A 21,501-nucleotide genomic window follows, 5' to 3' on the forward strand; every position below is an offset into this window, starting at 1 on the left:
CGCCGCCCAGATACGTGTCAGTCGGCAATCGTCAGCAGGCCCTGTCCCGAGACGCCGACGGGAATGGCGGTGAGCGACCGGCCCTCGCAGGCGCCCGAGAAACAGGCGCCGGTATCCGCGCGGAACAGTGCAAAATGCTGGCTGCACAGGATGGCGCTGCTCTGCATGAACTCGTCTGGCGCGTGGTTGAGCGGCAGCGAATAGTGCGGGCAGAGGTTGAGATAGGCGCGCACACCGCCATCCGGGATGTGGACCACGAACATCGAGAAAGCGCTGCGGCCACGACCAAAGCGATATTCCCTGGCGGTGCCAACCGGAATGTCCGCGATGGGGCCGAGCAGGGTTCCGGGCGCCGGGGCATTGGGGCGGTATCTCCACAGGCCTGGATCATCCATCATGCCCCGCGGGCGCGTCGGCCAGGGTGAAGGCATAGTCGATCCCGAGGCTGCCATCGGCCTGTGCCTGGGGCCGCACGATCAGCGATTGCTTCACGCCGAAGACCGCGTCGCTTGCCAGATATGGGTCACCCTCGATGAACAGATGCGTGACGAGGCGACGATAGCCTGGTGCCGTGATCATGAAGTGGATGTGGGCCGGTCGGTTCGGATGGCGGCCGAGCGCCTCAAGCAGCGCGCCGACCGGGCCATCGTCGGGGATGGGGTAGCTGACCGGCACGATCGTGGCGAAGGCAAAGCTGCCGTCTGCGGCAGTTTCAAAGCTGGCTCGCAGGTGTCCGGCAGGCTGCTGCGGGTCCTGCACGTCGTATTGCCCGTTCGGTGCGGTCTGCCACACCTCTACCAGCGCACCGGCGAGGGGTGCGCCGCGTACCGTGGATACCGTCCCGCGCATGTGCAGCGGCGTGCCTTCTTCCGGGCGCTTGAGGATCGAAGCCCCGGCGGCAAGCACCGGCTGGCGGCCGGCATAGAACGGGCCAAAGACGGTGGACTCGCTCACGCCCTCGCCAGCAGCATGATTGAGCGCATCGACCAGCATCGAGACGCCAAGCACGTCCGAAAGCAGGATGAATTCCTGCCGCTCGGCGGTGCACATCTGCCCGGTGCGGGTGAGAAACGCGATTGCCGCTTCCCATTCGGCCTCGGTAAGGCACGTTTCCCGGATGGCGTCGTGCAGGTGGCGCAGCACCACGGCAAGGATCTGCCGCAACCGGGCATTTGGTGCCTCGGCCATGCGGTCGATCGCGGCCGTGGTGATGGCGGCGAAGTCGGGCGTGCTCATGCGGCCTCGCTTTCGCTTGCAGCGGGTGGATCGCCAGCCCAGGCGCGGGCGATCAGGTCGCGGACCCCTGCGTGCTCCAAGGGGCGCGGGTTCCAATAGGCGTTTTCGAGCGCCTGGTCGGTTGCCACGTCGATGCCGGATTCGGGCATGCCCAGATCGCGCAGCGCGCACGGTGCGCCAACTTGCCGAGCCAGCCGATGGAGCGCCGCAGCCGGATCGTCGTCACCCAGGGCAGAGCGGAGCATCGCCATCGCTTCGGAGATCGCCGGCGCGTTGTAGGCGAGCGCGTGGGGCAACACGATGGCGTGGGTTTCGGCATGGGGCAGATCGAAACTGCCGCCGAGCGTGTGGCACAGCTTGTGGTGCAGCGCCATGCCGACCGAACCGAGCACCATGCCGCACAGCCATGCACCATAGAGCGCCTGGCTACGCGCCGCCACGTCGGCCCCGTCCGCAACGACGCGCGGCAGTGCTGACGCCAGCGCGCGGATGCCTTCCTGCGCGACCAACTGCATCACTGGGTTGGTATCGCGGGCATAGAGCCCCTCGACTGCATGGGCGATGGCATTGATGCCGCTGGTGCCCGAGATGCCGGGCGGCAGGCCCAGCGTCAGGTCCACGTCATAGACCACGGCATGCGGGAGGATTTCCGGCGCCCGGCGGGTGGTCTTGCGGCCTCCTGCGGTCTCGCCCAGGATCGGTGTCATCTCCGATCCGGCATAGGTGGTGGGCACGGCGATGTGGCGCACGCCGGTTCGCACGGCCAGCGCCTTGCCCAGGCCGATGGTGGAGCCGCCGCCGAACGCGACCACGCCATCGGCGCCGCATGCCGCCAATTCCGCTTCGGCGCGGGCCGTGACTTCGACCGGGGTGTGCATCGTCGCGTCGGTGAACGTGGCGACGATCGTGTTGCCAAGCGACCGGGTTGCCGCGCGTGCCTGCTCTGCCTGTTGCGGGGTGGACAGCAGCACGGCGCGACGCACACCTTGGTGCGCCAGCACCGTGGGCAGCGAAGCCACGGTGCCGGTTCCAAAGGTGACCTGTGTTGGCAGGCCCTGATAGGTGAAGTGCCGCATCCTTGGCTCAGCGCCGGTAGAAGGGCGGGATTTGCGCGTCGACATTGACCCACACCGACTTGGCCACGGTGTATTCGCGCATCGCCTCGAAACCCATTTCACGGCCATAGCCAGAACGGCCGACGCCCCCGAAGGGTGAGCCCGGATGGACCCGCTTGTAGCTGTTGATCCACACCATGCCGGCGTGGATCTGCTTGGCGAAGCGGTGCGCGCGGGTGATGTCCTGCGTCCACAGACCGGCGCCGAGGCCATATTCGGTGCCGTTGGCGATCGCCAGCGCCTCCTCGTCGGTGCGGAAGGTCAGCACGGTGACGAAAGGACCGAACACCTCCTCCTGCGCCACCCGGTGATCGGGCTGGGCGCGCACGATGGTCGGCTCCACAAAGCAGCCCGCCGCCAGCGCTGCATCGACAGGCGCGCGGCCGCCGGTCAGCACGTCGCCGCCCTGTTCGCGCGCGACCTCGACGAAAGACAGCACGCGCTCTTGGTGCAGCCGCGAGGTAAGCGGCCCCATTTCCGTCTGCGGATCGAGTGGATCGCCCAGCCGGATCGAGCGGGCGAGCGCCACGAACTTTTCAAGGAAAGCGTCGGCGATGGCTTCGTGCAGGATCAGCCGCGATCCGGCGATGCAGGCCTGGCCCTGATTGTGGAAGATCGCAAAGGCCGATCCACCCACTGCCGCCGGCAGATTGGCATCGGCGAAGACGATGTTCGGTCCCTTGCCGCCCAGTTCCAGCTGCACCTTCTTGAGGTTGGTGGCCGATGCCTCGACGATCCGCCGACCGGTGGCGGTAGAGCCCGTGAACGCGACCTTGCCGATGCCGGGATGTTCGGCAATGCGCTGGCCCGCGTCGTGGCCGTAGCCGGTGACGATGTTGATCACGCCGTCCGGAAAGCCGACCTGCTGCATCAGCTCGCCAATCCGCAAGGTGGACAGCGGCGTGATTTCCGATGGCTTGATCACCACCGTGTTGCCTGCCGCGAGCGCAGGGCCCAGCTTCCAACTGGTGAACATCAACGGGAAGTTCCACGGCACGATCGCGCCGACCACGCCGATCGGTTCGCGTTCGACATAGTTGAGGAAGCCCGCATCGACCGGCACGACAGAACCTTCCAGCTTGTCTGCCATGCCGCCGAAATATCGGAAGCACAGCACCGTGCGCGGCACGTCGAGCGACAGGCAATCGCGGATCGGGTGGCCGGTATCGAGCGCTTCGAGCCGCGCAAGGTTGGCAGTATCTGCCTCGATCGCGTCGGCCAGCTTGAGCAGCAGGCGCCCGCGATCGTGTGCAGCCAGCGCCCGCCAGGCCGGGAAGGCGCGCGCGGCCGCCTCGACCGCGCGATCTACATCGGCGGCCGTGGCGATGGCGACTTCGGCGAGGGCCTCGCCATCAAAGGGATTGGCCACGGTGATCGTGCCGCCATCGGCACCATCGCACCATTTTCCGTCGATCAGCAGCTTGGTCGGGAAAGCGAGAAGGGGGTCGATCCGCGCCATGGTCAGAACTGCACCGGCGTGACGGGGGCGGTGCCCTCGGCAATCATCTGCGGGATCTTGGCGGCGCCGTTTTCCCAGACGAGCAGCATCGAGCGCTTGGTCGAATAGCCCTGGTGGCGGATATCGGCAGGCATGCAGCAGATGTCGCCGGCACGGGCCAGCACGCGGGCGCGCGGCTTGCCGGTTTCCTTGTCCTTCACGTCCCAGGTGATCTCGTCGGAAAGCTGCAGGAACCACTCGCAGCGATCGTTGCCATGTTCGACCGGCAGGATGAACTCCTCCGACGTGGGGCAGAACAGGCTATCGCCCACCACCGAGCAGACACTGGGGTTCCAGGTCACGTCAGAGCGGGACAGGTAACCAAACAGGTTATAGGCGCTCACCTCGTGCTCGAAACCGGGCTCGGCCTCGACTACCGGCTGGTCTTGCGGCACATCGGCGAACTGGCGGTTTACCGGGAAGCCGGCGGTATCGGTGCGCAGCGGCGTGTCGCCGGGCAGGCCGACCATGCGGTGCGCGGTCACGCGCTGGCGGGTGATGGCGGCATCGTTGGCGCCGTGCTTCACACCCCAGGGAACGCCGGTTTCCATCGGCGCGGCAAACGGGTCATAGCCCGCCACCGTCCAGTCAGAGAGCAGTTCCTTGAACGTCGCCATCAGCGCGGCCGACTGGAAACGCTCGGAATAGTCGCGGCCGGCGCTGCGGTAGGCATCGTTGAAGCGCCCGGCGAACATCGTCACTTCGCCATAGTGGTTGATGGTGCCGAACACCGCGTCGAAGTTCACCACGCCATAGAAGAAGCCCCAGGCGACATCGCGCATCATTGCCCGCAGGAACACGTCGATCGGGATGATGTGGGTTCCGCCCGGCCACGAGAGGTGGGCGAAATACTCGTCACGCTTGAAGTGGAAGCCGCCGGCGCGGAAGGCGCGGAACCCGGTCTGGTTGCTGATTTCCAGCGTTTCGGTGTCGGTGCTGGCGGTGCTGGTGGTGGGCGCAGCCTGGGCGTCGAGCGATAGCGACATGGCCATGGAATTTCTCCTGAAAGGGTCGGGAAAGGCGCGGCGCGATCAGGCCGTGGTCTGGCAGATCTCCGCCCATTTCTGGACGGTCACGTCGCCAAGGATCGTCTGCACCAGGATGACGGCGGGTTTTTCGGCATGGAAGCGATAGGCCGCCCCCACCGGCAGCAGTCCCTGGTGGCCGCGCCCGAGCACGAGGCGGCCCATCTTGCGGCCTTCGGGCATGGCGTCGGCCAGTTGCACCGCGCCCTCATGCTCGGGATCGACATGATCATCCGGACTGGCGAGCTTGACGAGGTGGACTTCGACATCGCCATCCATGCACAGGACAAACTCGTCGTGCGCGCAGGTGTACCAGGGTGAGGTGCCTTCGGCGCGGGCAGCTTCGATGACATATTCAAAGTTGATGCCCACGGCGACACGGGCATAGGGCGCGTTGGTCTTTGCCACCTCGAAGACGTTGGAAAACACATAGTTGCGGGGATCGTCGTTGATGATCTCGACGCCGCCCTTCTCGTAATCATCCAGCGAACCAAAGCGGGTGATGACGTCGGACATTTCCAATCTCCTGAGCGTGCCACGGCGCGTGTTCGCGCTCCAACCCTGACGGGACAGTGGCTTGGTCGAGGGCAGGCTAGGAGCGTGGCTGCCTGTCTTCCTGCACGATTCCAGCGTGCTTCGGCACGGCTTGCACAGATTCGCCCGAAAGCGCAGGCACGCCCGTTCCCGGGGCTGTACGATCGTACGGTTCGTCGCTAATCGAAATGGCGAAACGACCTTCAAGGAGCGGAGAGAGACATGATCGTGAGGATGGGCGCGGCAAGCATCGCGCGGGTGCGGGCATGACCAGCGTGCGCTCGGCCCTGATCATCGGCGGCGGAATCGGGGGTATGTCCTCGGCCCTCGTGCTGCGGCGCCTGGGTGTGGCGGTGGACCTGATCGACATCGACCCAGCCTGGCGCGTCTATGGCGCCGGCATCACCATCACCAGCCCGACGCTGCGCGCCTTTGATCAACTGGGCATTCTGGACGACGTGCTGCGCGACGGCTTTTCCGGCAACGGCATCCGGGTCTGCACGATCGAGGGGCAGCAGGTGGGCGAAGTGCCCGATCCGGCCGGCATGCCCGGCAGCGGCGGGATCATGCGGCCGACGCTGCACCGCATCCTCTCGGAAAAGACCCGCGCATCGGGCGCCACTGTACGGCTGGGGCTGACTGTCGACGCGCTGCATCAGCGGGATGACCAGGTCGATGTCGTGTTCAGCGATGGCGGCCGTGCCAGCTATGATCTGGTGCTGGGGGCCGACGGCGTGTTTTCGCGCACCCGCAGCCTGATCCTGCCAGATGCGCCTCAGCCCGAATATACCGGGCAAACGATCTGGCGGCTGTTCGCCGATCGCCCGGCAGAGATCGACCGCCGCCATTTCTTCCTGGGCGGGCCGGTCAAGGTGGGGCTGTCGCCCGTGTCGCGCGACAGCTTGTACATGTTCCTGCTCGAAACCTGTCCGCGCCGCAGCGTGGTGCCAGATGAGGAACTGTACCTCGGCTTGCGTGATCTTCTGGATGGATACGGCGGCCCGTTGCGGGCGCTGCGCGAGGGCCTTGGCCCCCGCTCGCAGATCGTGATGCGGCCGCTCGAGGCGTTCCTGCTGCCGCCACCCTGGCATGTCGGGCGCGTGCTGTTGATCGGTGATGCCGCGCATCCCACTACGCCCCATCTCGCGTCTGGCGCTGGCATGGCGGTGGAGGATGCCATCGTGCTTGGCGAGGAACTGGCCCGCGGTGACGACCTGCCCGAAGTGCTCGCCCGCTTTGCCGAGCGGCGCACGGCGCGCTGCCAGCTGGTCGTGCGCAACTCGATGGAAATCGGTCGTCTCGAGCGCGCCGGCGCGCCGCCCGCCGAGCAGACCCGGATCGTCGGCGAGACACTCGCCATGCTCGCCCAGCCCATTTGATGCCTTTGCATGCGCTGCGCGCGCAGCAGCAGCAGCAGGAGATAGCGATGTTCGACACCGAACCCCAATTGCCGCCCGCCACCCCCGACACCGGGCGGCCGCGTACCCTGGACGAAGCCAAGGCGTGGATGCTCGATCGCACGGGCAAGGCGATCCACCCGATGAACAACCTGGCCGCCGACGATACCGCTGCCGTCCTCACAACGCTCCAGGGGCTCGATCCGGTGAACTGGGCAGCGGCCTGGCGTGACGCTGGCGAAAAGGCGTGGCAGCGCGCCGAGACGGAAAGCGATCCGGCGCTGCGGCGCAAGGAGTATCTGCGCGCGCACGGTTTCTTTTTCCTCGGCCGTTTTCCGTGCCCCAACCATCCCGACAAGCTTGCCTGTGCCGCGCGCGAGCGGGATGCCTATCTGGCCGCCGGCGCGCTGATGTCGCCGCCGCTGGCCCGCGTGGTGGTGCCGTTTGACGGCCATGCCGGTGAAGGCGGCGAGGTCGTGTTCTACTACCGCCGGCCCCAGGGCGTTGCTCGCCCCCGTGTCGTGGTGATGTGGGGCGGGGTGGACGCGTGGAAGGAACAGATGACCGCGGCGTGCGACCTGCTGCTGGCCCGCGGTATCGCCACCATCGCGATGGATGGGCCAGGCACCGGCGAATCGCCCGTAAAGGGCACCGCCGATGCCGAGCGTCAGTTCCTCCCCGTGTTCGACTGGGCAGCGGCGCAGCCGGATCTCGATGGCGCCAAGGTCGGCCTGCTCGGGCGCTCGTTCGGCGGCTATTGGGCGACCAAGCTCGCCCATGTCGTCCCTGACCGCGTGGCCGGCGCGGTGAACTGGGGTGGCGGCGCGCACTTCATGTTCCAGCGCGAATGGATCGAACGCTCGCGCCATCCTGACAGCTATCTGATGGAACTGGTCGAGACGCGGATGCGCATGCTCGGCGTCGATAGCTGGGAGGGCTATATCCAGGGCTTTGCCCAGCTCTCGCTGCTTGAGCAAGGCCTGCTCGATCGCCCTTCGGCACCGCTGCTGCTGGTCAATGGGCGTGGCGACAGCCAGTGCCCGGTGGCCGATATCGATCTTCTGGTCGGCCACGGCAGCCCCAAGGCAGTGCGCATGTTCCCCGGCGGCCACATGGGCATCACCCCGCAAACGCTGCCGACCATCGTCGACTGGCTCGTCGGCGCCGTAGGTGCGGGAGCATCGGCATGACCGCGCGCAACTGGGTGCAGGACATGCCCACCGAAGAGGCCTATGCGATCAACCGCATCCTCTATCGCGTCCAGCATGACCGCGCGGAGGAAACCCGCTTCTTCGACAATCCGGCGCGCTACATCGCGGACGAACCGCTGTCTGATGCGGCCCGCGCCGCGCTCGACGCCACCGACATCGGCAGGCTCTATTTGCTGGGCGCCAACCCCTATCTGCTGCGCGCCTATTGCCTGCAACTGCGGGTTCCCGAAGCCGACTATCTGGCTGCCCTGCGCGCCGTAGGAGATGCGACCCATGGCTGAGATTACCGGCGTCTATGCCGTGAGCCACACCCCCGTGATGACCAATATGCCCGATGCGCCCGCGCCCGCGCGGCGCGAGGCCGCTTTTCGCCAGTTCACGCGGGTGGGGCAGGAGATCGCGGCGACGCAGCCCGACGCGCTGGTCCTGGTTTCCGATGATCACCTGCACAATTTCTTTCTCGATAACCTGCCGCCTTTCTGCATCGGCGTGGCGCGATCCTACCCCAGCCCGGTGGAGGGTTGGCTCAAGATCCCGAAGCAGCAATTGCCGGGCGATGCCGCGCTTGCCGCGCATCTGCTCCAGTCGGTGATGGCGGCGGGCTTTGACCCGGCGCTGTCGATGGAACTGACGCTTGACCACGGCATGATGACCCCGCTCGATCTGGCCGGGATTGCGGGGGCCATCCCGGTAGTGCCGATCCTGGTCAACACGGTGCAGCCGCCGATGCCGGCGATGCGGCGCTGCGTGGCGTTCGGCCGGGCACTGGGGCAGGCTATCAGGGGCTATATGGGCGCCGCGCGCGTGGCTGTGCTCGCCACCGGCGGGCTGAGCCACGATGTTGGCACGCCGCGCATGGGCCAGCTCGACGAGGCGTTCGACCGTGGCTTTCTCCAGCAGTTGGAAGCTGGCGGGCTGGATGCGGCTGCCGACTTTGCGGAAGCGACGGTCAACACAGCCGGCAATGGCGCGGAAGAAGTGCGCAACTGGCTGGTCGCCCAGGGCATTGCCGAAGGCGCGCCGTTCGAAACCTATCACTATGACTGCATCACCGACTGGTATACCGGGATCGGGCTGGGCCGCTGGAGCATGATGGCATGACGCTTGCAATCCATATCGACGGCCCCGCCGGCGCGCCGCCGCTCGTCTTCCTCCATGCCATCGCCACCTCGGCCGCGTTGTGGCGCCCGCAGGTGGAGCAGCTTTCCCAGCGGTTTCGCGTGGTGCGGGTGGACCTGCCGGGCCATGGCGCCAGTGCATTGCTGCCCGAAGGCGCTGGCTTTGCCGACTATGCCGATGCGGTTGCCGAGACGCTCTCAACCCATGGCATCGATCGGTTCAGCCTGGTCGGCATGTCGTTTGGCGCGATGGTGGCGATGCAGGTGGCGCTGCGCCATGCTGCCCGGGTGGAGCGCCTGGTGCTGGCCTGCTGTGCCGCGCGCACGCCCCCGCCCGTCGCCGCGATGTGGCATGAGCGGATCGCGATGGTGGAGCGCGAGGGGATCGAGACGCAGGTCGAAACCAGCCTCGACCGCTGGTTCACGCCCGATTTCGCTGCTGCCTCGCCGCAGACGCTTGACGGGGTGCGCGGCATGATCCGCCAGACGCCCGCCGCCGGCTTTGTTGCGGCAGCGCGGATCATCGCCACGCTCGATCACATGGCCTTGCTGCCAAAACTCGCGATGCCATGCCTGGTGCTGGCTGGTGCCGAGGACAAGGCGGCGGCGCCCGCGATGATGCAAGACTTCGCCGCGCATATCCCGACCGCGCGGTTTGCCACTTTGCCGGCCGCGCACCTCGCCAATGTCGAGGCGCCAGGTGCATTTGGCGAAACGATCGCGCGTTTCGTGGAGGGGCAATGACCGCGATTACACTGATTCATGCGCTGGAAGCCTCGATCGCGCCGATCAACGCCGCCTTTGCCGAGCATTGGCCACAGGCGCGCCTGGCCAACCTGCTCGACGACAGCCTGTCGCGCGACTTGGCCGAGGCTGGCGCGCTTACCGACGCGATCGTTGCGCGGTTCCGCACGCTGGGCCGCTATGCGGCAGGGGCAGGGGCCGATGGCATTCTGTTCACCTGCTCTGCCTTTGGGCCGGCGATCGACGCCGTTGCCGCCGATCTGGCGCCGCTGCCGGTGCACAAGCCCAATACGGCGATGATCGCACGGGCCGTCGCGGCGGCGGGGGCAGGGCGCATCGCGCTGCTGGCGAGCTTTGCACCGACGCTGCCTTCGATGCTGCCCGAATTCCCCGATCCCGACCGGGTGCTGCCGGTACATTGTCCCGGTGCGCTCGACGCGCTGCAAAGCGGCGATGCCGCGCGGCACGATGCGATTGTTGCAGCGGTCGCTGCCACTCTGCCCGAGGATTGCAGCGTCGTGGCATTGGCGCAGTTCAGTCTGGCCCGCGCTGCGGCCGCGATCGCGCCGCATGCCGGCCGAACGGTCCTGACCACGCCGCAATGTGCGGTAGAGGGCATTCGCGCGGCAATTTTTCATGAGGCTTGCGTCGAGAATCGCGGCGCGATCCGCTAACGCCGCCGCGCGGCCCTGTCGAAGCGCCGCGCTGCACCGGGGGACGAAACGAGCGTGACGGGACGTACGCAGAAGAAGACCAAGCGCGAGATCATCCTCGACGCAGCAGAAGCGCTGTTTGCCGTGCATGGCTTCGACGGGGTCTCGATGCGGATGATCGCCGAACGCGGGCCGGTCGGGCTCGGCCTGCTGACCCACCACTTCCCCGCCAAGGATCAGCTGTTTGCCGCCGTGCTGGAACGGCGCGCCGATATCATCAATACGGCACGCCTCGCCGCGCTCGACGCGCTGGACAAGCCAGACCTGGAAGCACTGCTGGCGGCCTTTCTGCGTCCCTATGTCGAACGGATCGCCGAGGGCGACGAAGGCTGGCGCTCCTATGCCCGCCTGCACGCGATGATGACCCAGGATGCGCGGTGGACCCCGGTTGCCGCGGCGATCTTCGGTGGGGTGGCCGAAGAAATGATCGCCCGCATCCAGGTGGTGGAGCCGCGCCTCACGCCCGATCTGGCCGCACGTGGCTATGTCCTGCTTCTGGGCGGCATGGTGAGCATGTTTGCCGACACCCGGCTGCTCGACCGGTTGACCCACGGGCGCCTGTCCAGCAGCGATGTTGTGGCGAGCTTCGATCCGATCGTTCGTTTCGCCGCCGCCGGCATCCGCGCCCTGGCGGAGCCGGCGGGAACTGATCCCCACGCCGCCTAGAGCGTCGCGTCGCAGCCGACTTGGGCACGGCGGCGGATCGCATCGTGCGATCGCGCGGCGGCCTTGCCGACGGCGGCCACATCGATGCCCAGCAGCTGGCCAGCGCGCTTGAGGAAGCGGCCGTCGACCATGACGGTGTCAACGTTCGCCGGCTGGCCGTGCTGGACCAGCTGGAAGGTGGCGTTGCTATCGTCCACCGCGATCATGTTGAGATCGCTGGTGCGTACCAGGATCAGGTCGGCGCGCTTGCCGGGCGCGATCGATCCGGTCGTGTCTTCAAGTCCCAGCACCCGCGCGCCGTTCAGCGTTGCGAGCTGCAGCATCTGGCGCGGCATGGTCAGGCCATTGGTGGGATCTGCCGGGTTGCCGGGCCGCATAATGATCTCGGTGAACGAGGCGCCGCGCTGCTGGGCGATTCGCGCAGAGGCCATGATCGTGCGCATCGCGGCAAACGGATCCACGCAGGTCTGCGCCGTTACATCGACGCTGAAGCCGATGTCGTGGAACGGTACGCCGTTTTCAAGGAAGCGGATCAGCGGCGGCAAGCCTGCACCAATTATCGTGTCGGTAGAAGGGCAGAGGGAAATCTTGACGCCGCGCGCCGCCAAAAGCTGGAGCAGCTGGTCCGGCGTGCCGGGCCCATGGGTAAAGATGAACTCTGGCCCCAAAAGGTGCAGAACCTGCGACAGGTCGGCATGCGGGGCGATCGATTTGAGCCCGTGGCGCCGCGCCGCTTCCACTTCGGTGACGAAGTGCTGCGTCGTGTGGATGACGACGCCCAGATCGATCCGCTCGTCGCCATGCTGGCCGAGCCATTCGAGCATGGGGACAATTTCGCCATCGTCGACGGCGGTGGAGCCAGGATGCGGCAGATGGCCATAACCGAAGCGGGCGCGGATGCCGCTGTCTGCCAGGGCCTGCGCCTGCGCAAGCGCGTCTTCGGTATTGCGCAGCGCATTGGACCAGTTGTGGCAGGTGGTGACGCCAGCATTGATCGCCTCGGTCGCGGCATAGCGGATGGCGGCATAGTGATCCTCGGCGGTGTAGCTCCCGGCAAGGCGGTGGAGCGCGAAATAGCCGGGCGCATCATGCGACAAACCGCGCCAGATGCTGTTCCACATGTGCCAGTGCGTCTCGATGAAGCCGGGCATCAGGATCATGCCGGCAGCATCGATCACTTCGGCATCGTCGGCTGGCAACTCCTCGGCCACGGCGACAATGGCGCCGCCGCGCACCAGCACATCGCCGCGGGCAAGGTCGCCTATTGCGGGGTCCATGGTGAGGATGCGGGCGCCGCGGATCAGATATGCACCGCGGGGAAGATCGGTTGCCACGGCCTGGTCGTTATTCACTCGCATCTCTCCTAACCATCCCGCGCTCTGCAGCATGCGCTGCGGCCCGGTCTTTGCGCCATCCTTGGCATTCTCCCCGACGACAGGGAAGTTCCTGCATGTTCCGGGCATTTGCCTGCACGGAAACGACCGGGGAACTGCGCGTGCCGTTTTCATGCATCGGCCGTGCTGCATCATGCAGGATTCCGGCAAAGGGCCTGCCTAGACCAGCATCAACCGCATGTGCCCTGCGCCGGACCAGCCAGCGCAAGGGACACAGCAAACAACGCAAATGGGAGGATGCCTTGAACCCACGCTATTTCCTGTCGACTGCACCGTTGGCGCTCGCGCTGTGCGCGATGCCCGCTGCCGCGCAGACCGCATCGGCCGCCGCGCCCCAGGCGCCTGCTGCGGAGCCCGCAGAGGCCGCCAGCGGCGCGCAGAGCGACGCGAGCGAGCAAGGCCTCAAGGACATCGTGGTTACCGCGCAACGTCGCTCGGAAAACCTCCAGCGCGCCGCGATCGCGGTCAGCGTGGTATCGTCTGACGCACTCGCCCGGCTCAATGTCACCCAGTCCTCGCAGCTGACGACGCTGGTGCCCGCCTTGCAGGTCGCCTCCAGCGGCTCGTCCAACCTGTTCTACTTGCGCGGCGTGGGCACGTTCGCGGTCAATTCGTTCAGCGATCCGGCGATCGCGTTCAACTATGACGGCGTTTATGTCGGCCGGCCGAGCGCTACCACCGGCGTGTTCTACGATGTCGAACGGGTCGAAGTGCTCAAGGGCCCGCAGGGCACGCTTTATGGCCGCAACGCCACCGGTGGCGCGATCAACATCTTGCCGGCGCGCCCGAAACTGGACGGCAATTCCGGCGATTTCTCCGCCACGCTCGGCAACTACAACACGGTGGTGCTGCAAGGCGATGTCAATCTGGTGCTGTCTGACAAGGCCGCGCTGCGTGTTGCCGGCATCTACAGCAAGCATGATGGCTATTTGAGCGATGGTACCAATGACGAGGACGGCAAGGGTGCCCGTGCCCAATTGCTGTTCCGCCCGACGAGCGATTTCTCGATCCGCATCGCTGCCGATTATTACAAGGCTGGCGGCGTGGGTGGCAGCGCGGCCCTGGTTGGCGTGCGCAATCCCGTCACCGGCGCGATCACGCCGGCACCCACCGATCGCGGCACCGGGTTGTACGATCCGCAGGTGCAGGCGCTGTTCCCGCAGCAGGTCAGCTTCCAGATCGGTCGCACGCTTCAGCCGCTCGCCCCCTATCCAGGGCAGAACAGCACGTTCTGGGGCGTCAATGCCGAGCTGAGCTGGACTACCGCTGCCGGCACGCTGACCGTGATTCCCGCCTATCGCCGTGCCGATGTGCACGCGCTTAACGCGGTTACCTCGTTCATCAGCCTGTTCGACGAGAAGACCACCCAGAAGAGCGTGGAAGCGCGCTTCGCTTCGCCCGATACGGGCTTCTTCCGCTACCTGCTCGGCGCGTTCTACTATCGCGAGGAATCGCAAACCGCCGACGTGTTCGCCCAGCAAACGCTGACCAACTATCTGGGTGGCGCGCTCGATACGACATCCTATGCCGCGTTCGGCCGGGTGACGCTGGCCTTTACCGACACGTTCCGCCTGAGCGGCGGGCTGCGCTATACCAGCGATCGCAAGACCGTCGATGGCGCGTCGCAGACGCTGGTGGCGGTCTGCGTTGCGGCCAGCTGCCCGGGTGGCCTGGTGCTGCCCTATACGCAGACCCCGGCCGGGCTGATCTCCAGCCTTGGCCTGGTGGGCCCGCTGCCAAGCCCGGTTCCGGCATTCAGCAGCATCTATGCTGATCCGTCCGCGCCCACCAGCATCCTGGGCAACAACCGCGCGGTGCTCAACATGGAGCAGAAGAACAGCCGCGCAACCTGGCGGGCCGGTGCGGAATATGACGTGGGTCCGCACTCGCTGCTCTATGCCTCGGTCGAAACCGGCTATCGCGGTGGCGGGTTCTCCTTCGCCGTCGATCCCACCCGGCAGCAATACCGCCCCGAAACGATCCAGGCCTACACGATCGGATCAAAGAACCGATTTTTCGATAATCGCCTCCAGCTCAATCTCGAAGCCTTCTATTGGCGTTACAAGAACCAGCAGATCGCGCATCTTGGCGTCGATTCGAACGGTGCTTCGGCTTTCTTTACCGAAAACATCGGCAACTCGCGCAACTATGGTGCCGAGGGAGAGGCACAGTTCCTGGCTGCGCGCAACACGCTGCTCACTGCCAACATCCAGTATCTCAATGCGAAATACACCGATTTTCGCTATTCGACGCCCGCGCCGCCGCCTACCCGCTGCGCGGTGACGGCCCCGGCGCCGGGCTCTGTCTCCTCGGTGGTGGATTGTTCGGGCCTGCGCGCGTTGCGTTCGCCGGAATGGACGATGAACTTCGGCGTGCGCCAGACCATTCCCATCGGCACCGCGAAGATCGTGCTGCAAGGTGACGCCCGCTACCAGTCGTCCAGCTATGTCGGGTTCGAACTGCTCGATATCGAACAGCAGGCGGCCTATTGGACCGGCCAGGCCTCGGCCACGTATTCGGGCGAGGACGATAAATGGTCGGCGACACTGTTCGTCAACAACATCGGCAACCAGCGTCCGTGGGGCGATATCGTCTATAACGCCAATGCCAACCTGTTCGCCGGTTCGCCCGGCGCACCGCGCCTCTATGGCTTCCGTTTCGCGATCAAGTATTGATGGCGGTGCTGGGCCCCGGGATGGGCGTCCCGGGGCCCAGTGACCACCGCTCAGCGAAGCGAACGGCGATAGGCGGCCGGGGTAACGCCCGTCGTCCGGCCAAAGATCCGGGTAAGGTGTTCCTGGTGCGTGAAGCCGCACCGCACGGCGATCTCGGCAATCGGCAGATCGCCACGCAGCAGGTCGCGCGCACGCTCCACCCGCTGCTCGATGATGTACTGATAGGGCGCCCGCCCGGTTGAGCGCTTGAACTGGCGCGCGAAATGGATCGGGCTCAAATTGGCCGCACGGGCAAGATCGTCCACGCTGATCGGCGCTTCCATCTTCTCTGCAACCAGAGCGCGCACCCGGGCGATCTGGCTCGGCTGGAGCCCGGTGATCCGCGGCAGTTCCACCCGTTTTGCCAGAGCATGGTGGCGCACCAGTTGCGCGGCGATGAGGCGGGCGACGCTGTCGGCAAACAGATCGGATTGCCGCTCCTTGATCATCGTGCAGGCCAGCCGCGCCAGTTGTTCGAGCAGCGGATCGTGCTCTCCCATGCGCGGCAGGAACTCCACCGAGTCCAGCGCGTCGTCGCACAGTTCGCGCACTGTCGCCGCGATCAGCTTGCGATGGACGTAGAGGTGCACCGTCTCCAGCGGTGACATGAGCGCCACGCCGAAGTCGCGCTGCGCCGGCAGGATAAACAGCCCACCGGTGCCGATCCGCGCCTCGCGCCGTTCGCCGCTCAGTTCGCGCCGGATGCGCACCGGGCCATTGAGATGCACGATGATGAGATGATGGTCATTTCCGCCGAACGTGTCGGCATAGGGGGCCTCGCGCTGGTGCGAGGCATAGAACGACTGCCATTCCAGCGAGTCGCTCGACTGCAAGACCTCGTGTTCCGGCCGCAGCAGAATGCCGTGAGTGTCTGCGGCTGTAAGTCCCGATTCGGTGCCGATACGCATAGCCAATCCTCTCTCCCGGCCTGCCGGTTTTTCCGGTCCCGCACGCGGCGTAGCGAAAAACCGTACGATTGTACAGTCGCGGCTTGATGGACGATGCCATGGCCACCTGGCGGACTCGCGGTGCCGTGGCAGCCATGCCCGACCGCCGGCAGCTTTGCCCGGCCGATCAGCCCATTGGTTGACATGGATAATCGGCCGGTGTTCAACACCGCGCCAAGGACACCGCTCCGCAATCGGCACGCGCACCGCCGCCCCTGCCTGGCAAGGACAAGACGATGGCGGAACCTGGAATAGCTGACATCACGTTCGGACGCGCCGCACCCGGAATCAGCGTGCGGGACATTCACGCCGCGCACGACTTTTACGTGGGCGTGCTCGGCTTTGAGAAAGTATTCGAGAACGGGTCTCCGGTCGGCTTCATGGTCCTCAAGAAGGGGCGCGCGGAAATTCACCTGAGCCGCACGCCCGGTCACAAGCCGTCGACCACCAACGTCATGCATATCTACGTCAGCGACGTGGCTGCACTCTACGCCATCTGCGAAAGCAAAGGTGTGCGGATCATCAAACGCCTGGCCGACAAGGACTATGGCCAGCGCGCTTTCGTGTTCGCCGATCCGGATGGAAACCGCATCGACGTGGGCGAGCCCTCGAACTGATGCCCGCAGGAATGGATCGATGACAGTGCCTGTTTCCAGCGCCAAATGTCCGGACCAGCGCCTGGCGCTGGTTGCGGGCCTTGCCGTTGCTGCAGTCCACCTGCTGTTTGCCGGGCGGTACGACCTGTTCCGCGACGAGCTCTACTTCATCGTCTGCGGACAGCACCCTGCGTTCGGCTATGTCGACCAGCCGCCCGGCGTGCCCTTGCTCGCCGCTGGCCTGTTCAAGCTGGGATGGGGCGCCTTTGGCTTGCGTGTGCCGACGGCGCTGGCGGGCGGGGCGCTGGTATGGCTGGCGATGCGCTTCGCGCGGCTGCTGGGCGGGCGAAGGCTGGCACAGGCGATGGCCGGCCTGGCCTGCGCCCTCGCGCCCATGCTGATGGGCATCGTTGCCACGCTCAACACCTCGGCTTTCGAGCCGCTGGCCTGGACGGCGCTTGCCTATCTGCTGGTCAAAGCCGGTCGCGACGGTGATGATCGCGCGTTGCTGGGGGCGGGGCTGCTGGTCGGGCTCACGCTTGAGATCAAGTATGCCATGCTGTTCTGGATGGTCGGCCTGACCGCCGGCCTGCTCGTCACGCCGGGCCGCGTGCTGCTGCGGCGGCCGGCCTTGTGGGGCGGCGTGGCGATTGCCGCCATCATCGCGGTGCCGTCTTTCCTCTGGCAATATGCCCACGGCTTTCCGTTCCTGGAATTGGCAGCAGCGGCCAAGGGCAAGAACGCGGCGGTCGATGCCATGCCGTTCCTCGTCAACCAGGTGCTGGTGATGAACCCGGCGTTCGCGCCGCTGTGGATCGCCGGCCTGGCGGCCCCGTTCCTGGCAAGGCGCCTGGCCGATCTTCGTTTCCTGGTGATCGGCGCCGTCGTGGTGATCGTCATCGTGCGCCTTGGTCACGGCAAGGACTATTATCTGGCGCCGCTCTATCCCACCTTGTTCGTGATCGGCGCGACTGCGCTGGCACCCTGGGTAAAAAGCATGCCGGCCAAAGTGGGTGTGGCGGCGGTCGCCACGGCAGCCGTCGTCGTCGCGGCACTGGCAGCGCCGCTCGCCCTGCCAATCCTGTCACCAGCCGCGTTGGAACGCTATGTGCGGGCAACCGGGCTGGCGCCGCAGCAGCAAGAGCGCAGCTTTGCCGGCACAGCCTTGCCACAGAGCATGGCAGACCAGTTGGGCTGGCGCGATTTCGCGCGGCAGGTCGATGCAGCCTGGGCCCGCATCCCGGCGCCGGAGCGCGCGGTCACGGCCATCAAGGTGGACAACTATGGCGAAGCGGCCGCGCTCGATCTCTACGGCCAGGGCCTGCCGCCCGCGTTGAGCGGGCACAACCAGTATTACCTTTGGGGCCTGCGCGGACAGCATCCCATTCACGTGCTGTCGGTGCAGGATCACCTGGCCACCATGCAGCCCTATTGCCGCAAGGTCACGCTGCTCGGCCAAACCTGGTCGCGCTATGCCATGGCGTATGAAAACGGCAAGGTGATAGCGCTGTGCGAAAACGTGAAGCCATCGCTGACCGAGATGTGGCCGGATCTCAAGAACTTCTCCTGACGGCAGCCACAGCAGCAAACGTGCCTATTTGGCGGCAACGCCTTTTGCCAGGCTCCCGTTTCCCCCAGAAATGCCCCCACCTGGCGTAAACCGCGGTGCGAAATTCTGGCGCAAAGCGAGAGCATCCGGAAGACGAAATCGACCGAAAATATGGCCAAATCAATATTTTGAGATTTTATGGGAAGAAACCCGTGGTGCCGCTTACAGGACTCGAACCTGTGACCCCCGCATTACGAATGCGATGCTCTACCAACTGAGCTAAAGCGGCCCTGCCGTGTGGGCTGGCGGGCGATTAGCTTTGCACGCACGGGATTGCAATGGGTTTTGCACGCGCTGCCGGGTTTTTGTGGATATCTCTGCACAGCCATGGCCATGCCGGTTTGATGGAGCGCAATGCGCCGCGTGCCCAGGCCGGCATGATCGCGTGCACGAACACCTTTGCAGGAGCAAGCGATGACCCACGTGCCCGGTGATCTCAAGGATGCCTTTCCCGACGATGCCGCGCTGTTGCACGCGCTCAAGCTCGGCAATGCGCATGTGCACCGCCTGGTCGAGGAGTATCACGCCCTCAACCATGCGGTGCACCGGATCGAGAGCGAGGTTGCGCCCAGCTCTGACCAGCACGTGGAAGCGCTCAAGAAGCAGCGGTTGGCGGTTCTGGACGCGCTGGCCGAACAACTGGTGCTTGCCAAGGCTGGCTGAGCGCACAACGGCCATGCGCAAGCCTGTGGAGAACATCGGGATCGCTGGAAAAAAGCAGGTTGACGGATCAGCCCGCGCCGCCTAATCGGCCGCCCTACCGCGCGTCGCCAGACGCGGCGCGGACCTGGGGCGGAGTAGCTCAGTCGGTTAGAGCAGCGGAATCATAATCCGCGTGTCGGGGGTTCGAGTCCCTCCTCCGCTACCACTTTTCCTGATATTCAGCAGCGATAATGGCGCTCTTACAGGGGCGCGGTCGCCAGGCGCGCAGTGTTTTGCCCGCATGGCCGTGTCCTTGCATTGGCTTTGCGCTGGCGCTGCACGTGGCCTTGCGGCAAACCCTTGAGCATGACCTCACGCCGTGATCTTGGCCCTGCCGCAACGCTGCGGCGACTGCTTGTCGGGCGGGTGCAGGCGTTGTTCCATGATCGGGCCAAGGGCGAAAGCCCGATCGTGCGTTCGAATGATGCGCTGTTTGCGCCGGATTCGGTGATCTGGCGGGTGCATGGCGATGTCACCACGATGATGATCGGGGGCGTGACCGCGCTGCTGCTGCAAATGCTGCACCCGGCAGCGCTGGCTGGCGTGTGGGACCACAGCACTTTCCGCAACGACATGCTGGGCCGCCTGCGCCGCACCGCGCGGTTCATTGCCGTGACAACCTATGCCGAGCGTGGGCAGGCGGATGCCGCGATCGACAAGGTGCGGGCAGTGCACGAATATGTACAGGGCACCCTGGCCGACGGCACGCCTTATCGCGCCAGCGACCCACACCTGCTGGCCTGGGTGCACGTGTGCGAGGCTATCGGTTTTCTCGATGCGTGGATCGCCTATGGCGAGCCCGGCATGTCAAGCGCAGACCAGGACACCTATATGCGCGAGGCGGGTGTGGTGGCGCGCCGGCTTGGCGCCGATCCGGTGCCGGAAACGCGCGCGCAGGCCGAGGCACTCATCGCCGCGTTTCGCCCTGAACTGCATGCTGATCAGCGCACACGGCAGGTCGCGCGCATGGTGCTGTCGCAGCCGTCGCCCTCGCTGGCCGCCGCTCCGGCCCAGCACCTGCTGTTCCAGGCGGCGGTCGATTTGATGCCGCGCTGGGCGCAGGCGCTGCACGGGCGCCACCTGTCCCGGCCGGCGACACCGATCGTGCGCGGTGGCGCCATGGCCATGGCGCGCACGTTGCAATGGGCATTTGCCCCGGCCCGCCGCCTGCCACCGGCAGGTTGAACGGCGCGGTTCAGGGCTGGCCCAGCCGCCATTGCAACAGGCGCACGAATGGCTCTGGCTCATCCAGGCGGAACGCCACGCGCCTGATGCTGCGGCGGCGCAGCAGGCGATGATGATCAATCGGGGCGCGCAAATGCACGATCACGTTGGGCCAGGCCAGCAGCGCCGCATTGAGCGTGGCGGCATCGCGCACCTCGGCGCCGTCGATGGCCATGCTGACGCTCTCGATGCGGTTGAGCGGCACTGCCACGTCGAGGAGCAGCCCGGCGCGAATGCGCAAGCTGTCTGCCTCCAGCAGGATCGGGCGAAAGCGGAACGATTTGACCACGCCCACCAGGTAGACCAGTCCCAAGTCGCTCACGACGAACATCGCCAAGGCCGGCAGGCGGCTCCAGTGGCCCAGAAAGACGTGATAGACCGCCACTTCGATGGCCGAGAGCGACAGGAGCGTTATCGCCATCGGCGTAAGGTGCCGGTGATAGGCAAAGGCGCGCGCGCCGGGTGGAACGTCGGCTGGTCCTCCCCAGCGCAACAGAGCCATGTGCAGCACCACCAGTTCCGCGCGGGCCAGGCGCACCAGGGCAGGGGGCAGGAATTGTGCGGCTACGCTTTCCCAGCGCGCGGCCGTGCCGCCCCGGCGCACGATAGCCAGCGCCTGCCGACCGGCGAGGGCAAGGTGGGCAAGCAGCGCCAGCGCCATGGCCACCATCGTGCCGGGCATGGCCAACAAGGCGGCACGCAGGGCAGGCGGTGCGGCCATGCTAACGAGGCAACAGGCGCCTGCCAGCGTCGCGCATACGGTTCGAGCGTCGGGACGGCCGGCGCCATCGCGCGCGATGCGTGACAACAGCAGGCTATCGGCGCTCAGCCACAGGCAAAGCCACAAGGACAGCGCGGGGTGGCTTTGCGCCAGCGGTAGGCGCGCGGCCAGCATGGCGGCAACGATGACGACGGCGGGGACCAGGTTTGCTGCCCGTCGATGATGCGCGATGCGTGCGGCTGGAATCATCCTGCGCGGCCTCCTGCGACGGCGATGATGCCGGGCAGTGCCGATCATTGCCCAGCGCGCCGTCGCTCGCAACCACCGAAAACGCAGC

21 protein-coding genes and 2 tRNA genes are annotated in these 21,501 nt (G+C 66.1%); 13 read left to right on the forward strand and 10 right to left on the reverse strand.

The genetic code is table 11. The annotated features are described in order from the left end of the window. Positions 1 to 17 precede the first annotated feature (17 nt). Genes IP65_RS11940 through IP65_RS11965 form a run of 6 tightly spaced genes read right to left on the reverse strand, consistent with a single transcriptional unit; the run spans position 18 to position 5,390 of the window. A complete protein-coding gene (locus IP65_RS11940; protein WP_171794987.1) occupies positions 18 to 398 on the reverse strand; it encodes a Rieske 2Fe-2S domain-containing protein in 381 nt (126 codons plus the stop codon). Then, entirely contained in the window at positions 388 to 1,236 is an 849-nt protein-coding gene (locus IP65_RS11945) for a dioxygenase (RefSeq protein WP_054131908.1), read from the reverse strand. The genes IP65_RS11940 and IP65_RS11945 overlap by 11 nt, the downstream gene beginning before the upstream one ends. Next, positions 1,233 to 2,357 (reverse strand): maleylacetate reductase, encoded by a 1,125-nt coding sequence (locus tag IP65_RS11950; protein ID WP_369801289.1) that lies wholly within the window; start codon positions 2,355 to 2,357, stop codon positions 1,233 to 1,235. The genes IP65_RS11945 and IP65_RS11950 overlap by 4 nt, the downstream gene beginning before the upstream one ends. After that, positions 2,320 to 3,810: an aldehyde dehydrogenase family protein gene (locus IP65_RS11955; protein WP_022678220.1), complete on the reverse strand. Its 1,491-nt coding sequence runs from the start codon at positions 3,808 to 3,810 to the stop codon at positions 2,320 to 2,322. Before IP65_RS11955 ends, IP65_RS11950 begins: the two co-directional genes overlap by 38 nt. A 2-nt stretch (positions 3,811 to 3,812) precedes the next feature. Continuing rightward, positions 3,813 to 4,841 carry a hypothetical protein gene (locus IP65_RS11960; RefSeq protein WP_022678219.1) on the reverse strand — a complete coding sequence of 343 codons (1,029 nt, stop codon included), beginning with the start codon at positions 4,839 to 4,841 and terminating at the stop codon, positions 3,813 to 3,815. A 39-nt stretch (positions 4,842 to 4,880) separates the two neighbouring features. Then, positions 4,881 to 5,390 (reverse strand): hypothetical protein, encoded by a 510-nt coding sequence (locus IP65_RS11965; protein WP_022678218.1) that lies wholly within the window; start codon positions 5,388 to 5,390, stop codon positions 4,881 to 4,883. A gap of 284 nt (positions 5,391 to 5,674) precedes the next feature. Here IP65_RS11965 and IP65_RS11970 point away from each other — a divergent pair, with 284 nt between their 5' ends. From IP65_RS11970 to IP65_RS12000, 7 genes are read left to right on the forward strand one after another with little or no spacing between them, the layout of a single operon-like run. Beyond that, positions 5,675 to 6,787: an FAD-dependent oxidoreductase gene (locus IP65_RS11970; protein ID WP_022678217.1), complete on the forward strand. Its 1,113-nt coding sequence runs from the start codon at positions 5,675 to 5,677 to the stop codon at positions 6,785 to 6,787. 47 nt (positions 6,788 to 6,834) lie between these two features. Continuing rightward, positions 6,835 to 7,995, forward strand: a complete 1,161-nt coding sequence (locus IP65_RS11975; protein ID WP_051146480.1) for a S9 family peptidase — start codon at positions 6,835 to 6,837, stop codon at positions 7,993 to 7,995. Next, positions 7,992 to 8,297: an Aromatic-ring-opening dioxygenase LigAB, LigA subunit gene (locus IP65_RS11980; protein WP_022678215.1), complete on the forward strand. Its 306-nt coding sequence runs from the start codon at positions 7,992 to 7,994 to the stop codon at positions 8,295 to 8,297. The genes IP65_RS11975 and IP65_RS11980 overlap by 4 nt, the downstream gene beginning before the upstream one ends. Next, positions 8,290 to 9,117, forward strand: a complete 828-nt coding sequence (locus IP65_RS11985) for a 2,3-dihydroxyphenylpropionate 1,2-dioxygenase (protein ID WP_022678214.1) — start codon at positions 8,290 to 8,292, stop codon at positions 9,115 to 9,117. The genes IP65_RS11980 and IP65_RS11985 overlap by 8 nt, the downstream gene beginning before the upstream one ends. Beyond that, positions 9,114 to 9,878, forward strand: a complete 765-nt coding sequence (locus tag IP65_RS11990) for an alpha/beta fold hydrolase (protein WP_022678213.1) — start codon at positions 9,114 to 9,116, stop codon at positions 9,876 to 9,878. Before IP65_RS11985 ends, IP65_RS11990 begins: the two co-directional genes overlap by 4 nt. After that, positions 9,875 to 10,552: an arylsulfatase gene (locus IP65_RS11995; protein ID WP_022678212.1), complete on the forward strand. Its 678-nt coding sequence runs from the start codon at positions 9,875 to 9,877 to the stop codon at positions 10,550 to 10,552. Before IP65_RS11990 ends, IP65_RS11995 begins: the two co-directional genes overlap by 4 nt. Positions 10,553 to 10,606: 54 nt before the next feature. Next, positions 10,607 to 11,257 (forward strand): TetR/AcrR family transcriptional regulator, encoded by a 651-nt coding sequence (locus tag IP65_RS12000; RefSeq protein WP_022678211.1) that lies wholly within the window; start codon positions 10,607 to 10,609, stop codon positions 11,255 to 11,257. On the opposite strand, the gene IP65_RS12005 is transcribed toward IP65_RS12000, so the two are convergent. Further along, positions 11,254 to 12,609 (reverse strand): amidohydrolase family protein, encoded by a 1,356-nt coding sequence (locus tag IP65_RS12005; RefSeq protein ID WP_054131910.1) that lies wholly within the window; start codon positions 12,607 to 12,609, stop codon positions 11,254 to 11,256. The two genes, IP65_RS12000 and IP65_RS12005, sit on opposite strands and share 4 nt — an antisense overlap. A 284-nt stretch (positions 12,610 to 12,893) precedes the next feature. Between IP65_RS12005 and IP65_RS12010 the strand changes: the two genes are divergently transcribed. Beyond that, positions 12,894 to 15,326: a TonB-dependent receptor gene (locus IP65_RS12010; protein WP_171794986.1), complete on the forward strand. Its 2,433-nt coding sequence runs from the start codon at positions 12,894 to 12,896 to the stop codon at positions 15,324 to 15,326. Positions 15,327 to 15,376: 50 nt separating this feature from the next. On the opposite strand, the gene IP65_RS12015 is transcribed toward IP65_RS12010, so the two are convergent. Beyond that, positions 15,377 to 16,273 (reverse strand): helix-turn-helix domain-containing protein, encoded by an 897-nt coding sequence (locus IP65_RS12015; RefSeq protein ID WP_022678209.1) that lies wholly within the window; start codon positions 16,271 to 16,273, stop codon positions 15,377 to 15,379. A gap of 275 nt (positions 16,274 to 16,548) precedes the next feature. Here IP65_RS12015 and IP65_RS12020 point away from each other — a divergent pair, with 275 nt between their 5' ends. Both IP65_RS12020 and IP65_RS12025 read left to right on the forward strand, forming a co-directional pair. Then, a complete protein-coding gene (locus tag IP65_RS12020; RefSeq protein ID WP_022678208.1) occupies positions 16,549 to 16,929 on the forward strand; it encodes a glyoxalase/bleomycin resistance/extradiol dioxygenase family protein in 381 nt (126 codons plus the stop codon). A 19-nt stretch (positions 16,930 to 16,948) separates the two neighbouring features. Beyond that, positions 16,949 to 18,478, forward strand: coding sequence for a glycosyltransferase family 39 protein (locus IP65_RS12025; protein WP_054131912.1), 1,530 nt, complete (start codon positions 16,949 to 16,951; stop codon positions 18,476 to 18,478). 192 nt (positions 18,479 to 18,670) lie between these two features. Here IP65_RS12025 and IP65_RS12030 read toward each other — a convergent pair. Beyond that, positions 18,671 to 18,746: transfer RNA gene (locus IP65_RS12030), tRNA-Thr, on the reverse strand. 185 nt (positions 18,747 to 18,931) lie between these two features. Between IP65_RS12030 and IP65_RS12035 the strand changes: the two genes are divergently transcribed. The 3 genes from IP65_RS12035 to IP65_RS12045 all read left to right on the forward strand — a co-directional run bounded on the left by IP65_RS12035 (position 18,932) and on the right by IP65_RS12045 (position 20,404). Beyond that, positions 18,932 to 19,180, forward strand: a complete 249-nt coding sequence (locus IP65_RS12035; protein ID WP_022678348.1) for a YdcH family protein — start codon at positions 18,932 to 18,934, stop codon at positions 19,178 to 19,180. Positions 19,181 to 19,308: 128 nt separating this feature from the next. Further along, positions 19,309 to 19,385, forward strand: a tRNA-Met gene (locus IP65_RS12040). 140 nt (positions 19,386 to 19,525) lie between these two features. Then, on the forward strand, positions 19,526 to 20,404 hold the full coding sequence (locus IP65_RS12045; RefSeq protein WP_022678349.1) for an oxygenase MpaB family protein: 879 nt from the start codon (positions 19,526 to 19,528) through the stop codon (positions 20,402 to 20,404). 10 nt (positions 20,405 to 20,414) lie between these two features. On the opposite strand, the gene IP65_RS12050 is transcribed toward IP65_RS12045, so the two are convergent. Next, positions 20,415 to 21,413 carry a hypothetical protein gene (locus IP65_RS12050; protein WP_022678350.1) on the reverse strand — a complete coding sequence of 333 codons (999 nt, stop codon included), beginning with the start codon at positions 21,411 to 21,413 and terminating at the stop codon, positions 20,415 to 20,417. Positions 21,414 to 21,501 lie beyond the last annotated feature (88 nt).

This window comes from Novosphingobium sp. AAP1, from assembly GCF_001295765.1.
Taxonomy (GTDB): Bacteria; Pseudomonadota; Alphaproteobacteria; order Sphingomonadales; family Sphingomonadaceae; genus Novosphingobium; species Novosphingobium capsulatum.

Excerpts from the sequence above, each read along its gene's own strand:
- IP65_RS11940 (WP_171794987.1), bottom strand. The coding sequence starts at position 398 with ATGATGGATGATCCAGGCCTGTGGAGATACCGCCCCAATGCCCCGGCG.
- IP65_RS11945 (WP_054131908.1), bottom strand. The coding sequence starts at position 1,236 with ATGAGCACGCCCGACTTCGCCGCCATCACCACGGCCGCGATCGACCGC.
- IP65_RS11950 (WP_369801289.1), bottom strand. The coding sequence starts at position 2,357 with ATGTCGACGCGCAAATCCCGCCCTTCTACCGGCGCTGAGCCAAGGATG.
- IP65_RS11955 (WP_022678220.1), bottom strand. The coding sequence starts at position 3,810 with ATGGCGCGGATCGACCCCCTTCTCGCTTTCCCGACCAAGCTGCTGATC.
- IP65_RS11960 (WP_022678219.1), bottom strand. The coding sequence starts at position 4,841 with ATGGCCATGTCGCTATCGCTCGACGCCCAGGCTGCGCCCACCACCAGC.
- IP65_RS11965 (WP_022678218.1), bottom strand. The coding sequence starts at position 5,390 with ATGTCCGACGTCATCACCCGCTTTGGTTCGCTGGATGATTACGAGAAG.
- IP65_RS11970 (WP_022678217.1), top strand. The coding sequence starts at position 5,675 with ATGACCAGCGTGCGCTCGGCCCTGATCATCGGCGGCGGAATCGGGGGT.
- IP65_RS11975 (WP_051146480.1), top strand. The coding sequence starts at position 6,835 with ATGTTCGACACCGAACCCCAATTGCCGCCCGCCACCCCCGACACCGGG.
- IP65_RS11980 (WP_022678215.1), top strand. The coding sequence starts at position 7,992 with ATGACCGCGCGCAACTGGGTGCAGGACATGCCCACCGAAGAGGCCTAT.
- IP65_RS11985 (WP_022678214.1), top strand. The coding sequence starts at position 8,290 with ATGGCTGAGATTACCGGCGTCTATGCCGTGAGCCACACCCCCGTGATG.
- IP65_RS11990 (WP_022678213.1), top strand. The coding sequence starts at position 9,114 with ATGACGCTTGCAATCCATATCGACGGCCCCGCCGGCGCGCCGCCGCTC.
- IP65_RS11995 (WP_022678212.1), top strand. The coding sequence starts at position 9,875 with ATGACCGCGATTACACTGATTCATGCGCTGGAAGCCTCGATCGCGCCG.
- IP65_RS12015 (WP_022678209.1), bottom strand. The coding sequence starts at position 16,273 with ATGCGTATCGGCACCGAATCGGGACTTACAGCCGCAGACACTCACGGC.
- IP65_RS12020 (WP_022678208.1), top strand. The coding sequence starts at position 16,549 with ATGGCGGAACCTGGAATAGCTGACATCACGTTCGGACGCGCCGCACCC.
- IP65_RS12025 (WP_054131912.1), top strand. The coding sequence starts at position 16,949 with ATGACAGTGCCTGTTTCCAGCGCCAAATGTCCGGACCAGCGCCTGGCG.
- IP65_RS12035 (WP_022678348.1), top strand. The coding sequence starts at position 18,932 with ATGACCCACGTGCCCGGTGATCTCAAGGATGCCTTTCCCGACGATGCC.
- IP65_RS12045 (WP_022678349.1), top strand. The coding sequence starts at position 19,526 with ATGACCTCACGCCGTGATCTTGGCCCTGCCGCAACGCTGCGGCGACTG.
- IP65_RS12050 (WP_022678350.1), bottom strand. The coding sequence starts at position 21,413 with ATGATTCCAGCCGCACGCATCGCGCATCATCGACGGGCAGCAAACCTG.